Genomic DNA, 8,532 nt, shown 5'->3' on the forward strand with positions numbered 1-8,532 from the left:
GAGAGCGTCACCGAGGGCACCGTCACCCGCTGGCTCAAGCAGGAGGGCGACACCGTCGAGGTCGACGAGCCGCTGCTCGAGGTGTCGACCGACAAGGTCGACACCGAGATCCCGTCCCCCGCGGCGGGCGTGCTGAGCCGGATCGTGGTCGGCGAGGACGAGACCGCCGAGGTGGGCACCGACCTGGCCGTCATCGGTGCCGCCGGGGCCGCCCCGGCCCAGGCGAAGCCGGAGCCGAAGCCCGAGCCCAAGGCGGAGGCCAAGCCCGAGCCGAAGCCGGAGCCGAAGGCCGAGGCCAAGCCGGAGCCCAAGGTCGAGGAGCCGACCCCGGGCCTGTCGTACAACGAGCCGGCGGCCGAGGCGGAGACCGCCGCCGAGCCGGCCAAGGCCGAGCAGGCGGCGCAGCCGTCCGCGCCGACCCCGACCCCGCAGCGGCCCACCGCCCCGGCACAGGGCGGCGAGGAGGCGGCCGGCTACGTGACCCCGCTGGTGCGCAAGCTGGCCGGTGAGCACGGTGTCGACCTCTCCTCGGTCAACGGCACCGGTGTCGGCGCCGGATCCGCAAGCAGGACGTGCTGGAGGCGGCGGAGAAGGCCAAGGCGGCCAAGGCCGCGCCGGCCCCCGCGCAGCCCGCCGCGGCGGTCCCGGCCAAGCCAGCCGCGAAGCCGCAGCCGAGCGGCAAGCGCGGCACGACCGAGAAGCTGCCCCGGATCCGCAAGGCCATCGCCAAGCGGATGCACGAGTCGCTGCACGAGATGGCCCAGCTCACCACGGTGATCGAGGTGGACGTCACCAAGATCGCCAAGCTGCGGGCGCAGGCCAAGGAGTCGTTCCAGCAGCGGCACGGCGTCAAGCTGTCGTTCCTGCCGTTCTTCGCGCTGGCGGCCATCGAGGCGCTGCAGGCGTACCCGATCGTCAACGCCAGCATGGACCTCGAGGCCGGGACGATCACCTACCCGGACGCCGAGCACCTGGGCATCGCCGTGGACACCGAGCGGGGTCTCCTGGTCCCGGTCATCCACAACGCCGGTGACCTGAACCTGGGCGGCATCGCCAAGCGGGTCGCCGACCTGGCCGAGCGCACCCGGACCAACAAGATCAGCCCGGACGAGATCGCCGGCGCGACCTTCACGCTGACCAACACCGGCAGCCGGGGCGCGCTCTTCGACACCCCGATCGTGCCGTCGCCGCAGTCGGCGATGCTCGGCACCGGTGCCGTGGTCAAGCGCCCGGTCGTGGTCAACGACCCGGAGCTGGGCGAGGTCATCGCGGTCCGCTCGATGATCTACCTTGCCCTCTCCTACGACCACCGGCTGATCGACGGCGCCGACGCGGCCCGTTTCCTGGTCGCGGTCAAGGAGCGCCTGGAGGGCGGCAACTTCGAGGCCGACCTCGGCCTCTGATCCTCCCGTACGCGCAGGGCGCCCCGGTCACACCGACCGGGCGCCCTGCGCCGTTCCGCCCTGCGGGCGCGACCGCGGAACCGGTGCCGCAGCCCGCGTCACGCCCGGAGGGTCTCCTCGGAGACCGTCCAGAGCCGCTCCGCCGCCTCCGGGTCACGCGCGTACGGCGCGTAGCCGGTGCGGGTGCCGGGCTGGTTCGGCCCGGCCTCCTGGCAGTCCTCGAAGTAGCGCCCACCGATGCCGTCGAGCAGCGGTGAGGTGGCGACCAGCACGGACGTGGCCGCGCCCTGCTCGGTGCTCTTCCAGTAGGCCGCGCCGCCGCTCTGCGCGCGCATCCGGTTCAGTTCCTCCTCGCTGATGTAGCGCTGGAGGTTGGTCCGGATCGCACCGGGCATCAGCGCGTTGCTGGTGATGCCGTCGTCGGCCCAGCGCCTGGTCAGCTCCACCGCGAAGAGCACGTTGGCCGTCTTGGACTGCCCGTAGGCCTCCCACGGGTCGTACGGACGCCGGGTGAAGTGGATGTCGTCGAAGACCACCGGCGAGCGCAGGTGGGCCGCCGAGCTGACCGACACGACGCGCGCGCCCCCGGCCGCCGCCAGCGCCCGGTGCAGCCCGGTGGCCAGGGCGAAGTGGCCCAGGTGGTTGGTCGCGAACTGCATCTCCCAGCCCTCCGGGGTGCGCAGCTCGGGCGAGGCCATGATGCCGGCGTTGTCGACCAGGATGTGCAGCGGCCCGTCCCAGGTGTGCACGAATGCGGTCACCGACGACTGGACGGCGAGGTCGAGCGGGGCGACGAGGATCCGGTCGTTGCCGGTGGTGTCCGTGATGTCCGCCGCGGCCTGCTGGCCGGCGTCGAGGTTGCGGACGGCGAGGGTGACCTCGGCCCCGGCGGCGGCGAGCGCACGGGCGGTCTCCACGCCGATGCCGGACGCCCCACCGGTCACGACGGCCCGTCGACCGGTGAGGTCGATGCCGCGCACGACCTCCATGGCGGTGGACTCGCGGGAGAACGGCGTGCTGACAGGTGTGCTGGTGGTCATGATCCATCCTTGTCCGAGGCGGCGGCGGGCGGCTGCTGGACGCCGCAGTGCGGGAGTTTTCCCACGAAGGCGCGGAGGTAACGCTGGAGGCGATCGTCCGCGACCCCGGGCGTCGGCATCGGCACGTTCTACCGCTCGCCGGGCTGAGCGGGGTGTCCCTGGCCGCCGCCGGGCCGGGCCGGCGCGACCTCGCCGGCCGACTGCTGGACCTACTGATGGACGGTCTGCGGCCCCGCCGGGCAGGCTGAGGGGAATCGCCTCCGGGCCGACCTCACGCTGCCAGAGTGGACGGGTGGGCAGCGGGCGGTGGCGGTGGCGCAGATGGCTGGGGCCCGCCATCGCCGTCGCTCCCGGCGCCCGGGTGGACCGCTTCGAGGTCTTCTTCGACCTGGTCTTCGTCTTCTCGTTCTTCATCATCACCCGGGCCACCGCCGTCCAGATCACCGGTTCGGCGTTGCTGCACGGCATGCTGGTGCTGGCGGTGCTCTGGTGGACCTGGGTGGTGCACAGCGTGGTGGCCACCCGGGTCCGGCTCGGCCAGGGGTTCGTGCCGGTGCTGATGGTGCTCGGGATGGCGGCGCTGTTCTGCTTCGCGCTGGCCCTGCCGCAGGCCTTCGGCGACCCCCGGGCGGGCGCGGCCGGGCCGGTGGTCGTGGCGGTCACCTACGTGGTGATCCGCGCGGTGCACTTCATCCTCTACCTGCACGTCGTCCGGGACAGCCCGCAGGAGCGCAAGCAGATGGTCCGGTTCGCACCGGAGATGGTGTTCAGCACCCTCCTCCTGCTCGGCGCGGCGTTGATCCCCGCCCAGATCCACGATCTCGACGTGGCGTCGATGGTGCGCGACGGCCTCTGGCTGACCGTGGTGCTGCTCCAGTACGCGTCCGGGCTCCTCGGCGGCACCTGGGGCTGGGCGGTGACCTCGGCGGAGCACTGGACGGAACGCTACGAGCTCATCCTGATCATCGCGCTGGGCGAGTCGGTCATCTCGGTCGGCGTCGGCAGCAACCTGCTCGGCCAGCCGCCCACCTGGCCGGCGGTCGCGGCGGCGGTGCTGGGCATCTTCTTCACCGCCGCGCTCTGGTGGGCCCACTACGACGTGATCGGACCGGCGGCCCGGATCGCCCTGCACGCCGCCGAGGGGCGCGCCCGGGTGGCGATGGCGCGGGACGCGTACGCGTACTTCTACCTGCCGATGATCGCCGGGATCATCCTGTTCGCCCTGGGTGCCGAGGGGATCGTGCACGAGATCGCCGATCCGTCGGTGCCGCTGCGCGTGCCGGCGCACGGTCCGAGCGTCCCCCTGCTCTTCGGCGGGGTGATCTGCTACCTGTGCGGGAACATGCTGTTCCAGTGGCGCACCCTGGGCACGGTCTCCTGGACCCGGGTCGGCGCCGTGCTCCTGCTCACCCTCGGCATCCCGGTCGGCTCCCACCTGCCCGGGCTGGCCACCCTGACCCTGCTCACCGCGATCTGCGTCGGCCTGGTGATGGTCGAGGTGACGACCATGGAGGAAGGCCGACGCGCGCTGCACGAGCTGGTCTTCCACGAGAGGACCACCCACGAGGCGCACGAGGCGGCCTGGCGGGCCCGGTGGAAGGAGCGCGGGACGGACGAGACGGGCACCTCGACGTAGGATCACCGGCAGCGTCGCGGTGCACCCGGCAAGGAGACCGCCGAGGGCATGGAGGCGCGGGACAGCATGGGATCCACGTGCACCCCTCCACCGAGCCGGGCGACCGCCTGACCGCCCTCGGCAACCAGTTGATCGAGATCCACCTCTGGCTCCGCGAGGAGCTGGCCGCGCTGCGCGCCGGCCTCGACTCCCCCACCGGTCCGCGCGACCTGCGCGCCCACTGCCTCACCTTCTGCTCCGCGCTCACCCGCCACCACACCGGCGAGGACGGCGGGGCGTTCCGGGTGCTGGCCGAGCAGGCGCCCCAGCTGCGCCCGGTCCTCGACGAACTCGCCGCCGACCACGAGGTGGTCGCGGCCGTCCTGCGCCGCGTCGAGGAGCTGGCCGCCGACCCGGCCGGCGTCGCCGGGGTACGCGCCGAACTGGACGGCCTGAGCGCGCTGCTCGAATCGCACTTCGTCTACGAGGAGAAGAAGCTGGTCGCCGCCCTGAACGCGGTGCGCAGCGGGACGACCGAGGAGCTGCTCGGCGTGCCGCTGCCCGGGTGAGGATTCGCCGGTCAGCAGAATCGGCCCCGCCGGGCTGGCCGGCGGGGTCCCCGACGGCGCAGGCTGGCCCGGTGACCGTCTTCTCCCTCCAGGCCACCCCCACCGACGCGGCGAGCTGGCTGGACCTCGCCCGCCGCGCCGAGGCCACCGGCTTCGACGCGCTGCTCGCCGCCGATCACCCCGGGGCCGTGACGTCCCCGTTCGTGGCGCTGGCCGCCGCCGCGTCGGTGACCTCGACGATCGGCCTCGGCTCGTACGTGTCGAACCTCGGCGTGCGCGAGCCGATGCTGCTCGCCACCGACGTGGCCACCCTCGACCTGGTCTCCGGCGGGCGGGCCCGGCTCGGCGTCGGCGCCGGCCACACCCCGGCCGAGTGGCGGGCCGTCGGCCGCGAACGCCCGGACGTCGCCGGCCGGGTACGCCGCTGCGTGGCCGTGGCCGAGGCGGTCCGCGCCCTGCTCGACGGCGAGGAGGTCACCGTGGACTCCCCCGAGCTGGCGGTCCGGGAGGCCCGGCTGACCGCGCCCCGCCCGGTGCAGGACCGGATCCCGCTGACCGTGGGCACCGCCAACTCGACGCTGCTGCGCTGGGCCGGCGCGCATGCCGAGGTGGTCGGGCTGACCGGCTTCGGGCGTACCCTCGCCGACGGCCACGCCCACGACGTGCGCTGGCGGGCCGACCAGCTCGAGGCGCAGCTCGACCACGTCGCGGCCGGCGCGGCCGGTCGGGACCACCCGCCCGCGCTGGAGGCGCTGGTGCAGCAGGTGGTGGTCACCGACGACGCGGAGGCCGCCGCGGCGCAGACCGCGCGCGACGTCGGACTGACCGTCGCCGAGGTGCTGGCCACGCCGTTCGTGCTGATCGGAACGGCGGACGAGATCGTCGCGGCGGTCGCGGAACACCGCCGCCGCTGGGGCGTCACCCGCTTCGTGGTACGCCGGGACGCGCTCGAAGCGCTGGCGCCGGTGCTCGCCCGGCTGTCCTGACCTCGTCAGCGGCAGACCCAGCCGGGAGTACGGGTGACCCGACCGGCGCCGCGGTCGACACAGAGTTCGTCGTTCCGGTCGACCCAGTACGTCTCGCCGGGTCGGACCAGCACGGGGCGTTCCAGGATGAACCACTCGATCCGGTCCAGCAGGACGAGCCGGTCGGCCCTCACCGGAGGCACGGCTCAGGCCGTCTCATGGCTCGCCTGGTAGAACCGGATCTTCTCGCGGAGATGGGCGTACTGGCGTTCCAGCAGGCGCATCTGCTCCTCGACCCGTTCGGCGTGCCGCTCCAACAGGGCCTGCCGTTGGCCGGCGGTGTGCTCACCGTCGCGGGCCAGCTCGGCGTACCGGCACATCTCGGCGATCGGCATGCCCGTGTCCCGCAGACAGCGGAACAGCAGCAGCCAGCTCAGGTCGTCGTCGGTGAAGACCCGACGGCCGCCGGAGGTGCGGCCGATGTCGCTGAGCAGGCCGATCTTCTCGTAGTAGCGGAGGGTGTCGAGGCTGAACCCGCTGCGGGTCGCCGCCTCCGAGGGGGTGTAGCCGGGCATGTCGCCATGCTAGGGCTTGACCTGGAGCGCGCTCCAGGTTGAAAGCTGGCCGCATGACGATGACACGGACACTGGGCCGCAGCGGGATCGACGTCAGCGCCCTCGGCATGGGGTGCTGGGCGATCGGTGGACCGCTCTGGGGCGCGGGCGGAGAGCCGTTCGGCTGGGGCGAGGTGGACGACGACGAGTCGGTGCGCACCATCCACCGTGCCCTCGACCTCGGCGTCACGCTCTTCGACACGGCCAGCAACTACGGCGCCGGGCACAGCGAGCGGGTCCTCGGCCGTGCCCTCGCCGGCCGCCGCGACCGGGCGGTGATCGCCACCAAGTTCGGCAACCGCTCGGACGAGCGGACCCGCCGGTGGACCGGCGAGGACGGCAGCCCGGCCTACGCGGTGGCCAGCCTGGAGGAGTCGCTGCGCCGGCTCGGCACCGACCATGTCGACCTCTACCAGTTGCACATCAACGGCCTGCCGGCGTCCGCCGCGCTCGACCTGGTCGACACCCTGGAGGGCCTCGTCACCCAGGGCAAGATCCGCGCGTACGGCTGGAGCACCGACAACCCGGCGTCCGCGCGCGCGTTCGCCGAGGCCGGTCCGCACTGCGCGGCGATCCAGCACGACGAGTCGGTGTTCAAGGACAACGCCGAGATGCTCGCCGTCTGCGACGCGCTCGACCTGGCCAGTCTCAACCGGGGACCGCTCGCCATGGGCCTGCTCACCGGCTCGACGCGGGCGGTCGGGGCGGACGACGTGCGCGGGAGGGCACCGGAGTGGCTGGTCTGGTTCACCGACGGGCGCCCGGCACCAGAGTGGTCGGCCCGGCTCGCCGAGATCCGGGAGGCGCTCACCGCGGACGGTCGTACCCTCGCCCAGGGTGCGCTGGGCTGGCTGCTCGCGCGCAGCCCACGGACGGTGCCCATCCCGGGCTGCCGCACCGTCGCACAGGCCGAGGAGAACTTCGGCACCCTCGCCCGCGGACCGCTGCCGGTCGAAGCGTTCGCGGAGGTGGAACGCCTGCTCGCCGACCTGCGCGCCGCGCCGGTCGGCTGATCCCGGGCGGCCCTCGACCCGGCTGGGCGGGTCGCGGGCCGCTCCCGGATCCGCAAACGGGCTGAACGCATCCGAACCCGCCTCCGTACCCGAAGATATGAGCATGCGGATCCTCATGGCCGGCGCGTCCGGCTTCCTCGGCACCCGGCTGGTCGACCGCCTCACCGCCGACGGGCACCAGGTCACCCGGCTGGTGCGACGGCCACCGCGCACCCCCGACGAGCGACAGTGGAACCCGTCCGCCGCGCAGCTCGACCCGGCCGTGGTGGCCGCGGCCGAGGCGGTGGTCAACCTGGCCGGCGCGGGCGTCGGCGACAAGCGCTGGAACGACGACTACCGGAAGCTCATCCGGTCCAGCCGGGTGGACACCACCACCACCCTGGCCATCGCCATCGCCGGGCTGCCGGCCGCCGACCGGCCGACGGTGCTGCTCAACTCCTCCGCCGTCGGCTGGTACGGCAACACCGGTGACCGGGCGGTCGAGGAGGACTCCCCGGCCGGCGAGGGTTTCCTGGCCGACGTCTGCCGGGTCTGGGAGGCGGCGACCCGGCCGGCCGAGGACGCCGGGGTGCGGGTGGTACGGCTGCGCACCGGGCTGCCACTGCACCGCGACGGCGGGCTGCTCAAGCCGCAGCTGCTGCCGTTCAAGCTGGGCATCGCCGGGAAGCTGGGCAGCGGCCGGCAGTGGCTGCCGTGGATCTCGATGCGGGACTGGCTGGACGCCGCGCTGTTCCTGCTCGACCGCGACGACATCGGCGGCCCGGTCAACGTGGTCGGTCCGGCCCCGGTCACCAACGCCGAGTTCACCCGGGAGCTGGCCCGCCAGCTGCACCGTCCGGCGATCATGCCGATCCCCGCGCTGGCCCTGAAGGTCGCCCTGGGCGGCTTCGCCCAGGAGGCCCTGACCAGCACCCGCGTCCTCCCCGGCGTCCTCACGAAGGCCACCTTCCCGTACACCCACCCCGACCTCCCCTCCGCCCTGCACGCCGCCCTCACCGGGCACGAGAAGCACCGGCCGCACGTCGTCGTCGCGGTCGTCGAGAACGGGGAATGAGAGCATGCGGGAGACCTTCGTCGCCAGCGCGACCGAACTGCTGGCGGATCCGCGTACCACCATCGTGCTGGCGGACATCTCGGCCGCCGCGTTCGCCCCGGCCGCCCGCCGGTATCCCGACCGGGTGCTCAACGTCGGGATCCGGGAGCAGTTGATGGTGGGGGTGGCCGGCGGACTGGCGCTGACCGGGCAACGTCCGATCGTGCACAGCTACGCCCCGTTCCTCGTCGAGCGGGCGTACGAGCAGATCAAGCTGGAC

At 73.4% G+C, this 8,532-nt stretch carries 9 protein-coding genes and 2 pseudogenes; 8 read left to right on the forward strand and 3 right to left on the reverse strand.

Annotated features, from left to right (window positions below):
* Positions 1 to 1,403, forward strand: a pseudogene (sucB, locus tag JNW89_RS19595) (2-oxoglutarate dehydrogenase, E2 component, dihydrolipoamide succinyltransferase); the annotation flags it as partial.
* 98 nt (positions 1,404 to 1,501) lie between these two features.
* Here the strand turns inward: sucB and JNW89_RS19600 are convergent.
* Positions 1,502 to 2,443: an SDR family NAD(P)-dependent oxidoreductase gene (locus tag JNW89_RS19600; protein ID WP_238450005.1), complete on the reverse strand. Its 942-nt coding sequence runs from the start codon at positions 2,441 to 2,443 to the stop codon at positions 1,502 to 1,504.
* A 47-nt stretch (positions 2,444 to 2,490) separates the two neighbouring features.
* On the opposite strand from JNW89_RS19600, the gene JNW89_RS19605 reads away from it, so the two are divergent.
* From JNW89_RS19605 to JNW89_RS19620, 4 genes are all read left to right on the forward strand, one after another.
* Positions 2,491 to 2,691: a hypothetical protein gene (locus JNW89_RS19605; protein ID WP_238450006.1), complete on the forward strand. Its 201-nt coding sequence runs from the start codon at positions 2,491 to 2,493 to the stop codon at positions 2,689 to 2,691.
* A 44-nt stretch (positions 2,692 to 2,735) separates the two neighbouring features.
* Positions 2,736 to 4,079 (forward strand): low temperature requirement protein A, encoded by a 1,344-nt coding sequence (locus tag JNW89_RS19610; RefSeq protein ID WP_238450007.1) that lies wholly within the window; start codon positions 2,736 to 2,738, stop codon positions 4,077 to 4,079.
* A gap of 77 nt (positions 4,080 to 4,156) precedes the next feature.
* Positions 4,157 to 4,627, forward strand: coding sequence for a hemerythrin domain-containing protein (locus JNW89_RS19615; RefSeq protein ID WP_238450008.1), 471 nt, complete (start codon positions 4,157 to 4,159; stop codon positions 4,625 to 4,627).
* Positions 4,628 to 4,698: 71 nt separating this feature from the next.
* Positions 4,699 to 5,613, forward strand: a complete 915-nt coding sequence (locus tag JNW89_RS19620; protein ID WP_238450009.1) for an LLM class flavin-dependent oxidoreductase — start codon at positions 4,699 to 4,701, stop codon at positions 5,611 to 5,613.
* Between the two features lie 5 nt (positions 5,614 to 5,618).
* Here the strand turns inward: JNW89_RS19620 and JNW89_RS19625 are convergent, their stop codons facing one another.
* A complete protein-coding gene (locus JNW89_RS19625) occupies positions 5,619 to 5,786 on the reverse strand; it encodes a hypothetical protein (protein WP_238450010.1) in 168 nt (55 codons plus the stop codon).
* Positions 5,787 to 5,798: 12 nt separating this feature from the next.
* Entirely contained in the window at positions 5,799 to 6,167 is a 369-nt protein-coding gene (locus JNW89_RS19630; protein WP_238450011.1) for a MerR family transcriptional regulator, read from the reverse strand.
* Between the two features lie 53 nt (positions 6,168 to 6,220).
* Between JNW89_RS19630 and JNW89_RS19635 the strand changes: the two genes are divergently transcribed.
* From JNW89_RS19635 to JNW89_RS19645, 3 genes and pseudogenes are all read left to right on the forward strand, one after another.
* Positions 6,221 to 7,219 carry an aldo/keto reductase gene (locus JNW89_RS19635; protein WP_238450012.1) on the forward strand — a complete coding sequence of 333 codons (999 nt, stop codon included), beginning with the start codon at positions 6,221 to 6,223 and terminating at the stop codon, positions 7,217 to 7,219.
* A gap of 103 nt (positions 7,220 to 7,322) precedes the next feature.
* Positions 7,323 to 8,273 carry a TIGR01777 family oxidoreductase gene (locus tag JNW89_RS19640; RefSeq protein ID WP_238450013.1) on the forward strand — a complete coding sequence of 317 codons (951 nt, stop codon included), beginning with the start codon at positions 7,323 to 7,325 and terminating at the stop codon, positions 8,271 to 8,273.
* A gap of 4 nt (positions 8,274 to 8,277) precedes the next feature.
* Positions 8,278 to 8,532 (forward strand): annotated as a pseudogene (locus tag JNW89_RS19645) (transketolase); the annotation flags it as partial.

The sequence above is a fragment of the Micromonospora sp. 4G55 genome (genome assembly GCF_016803375.1).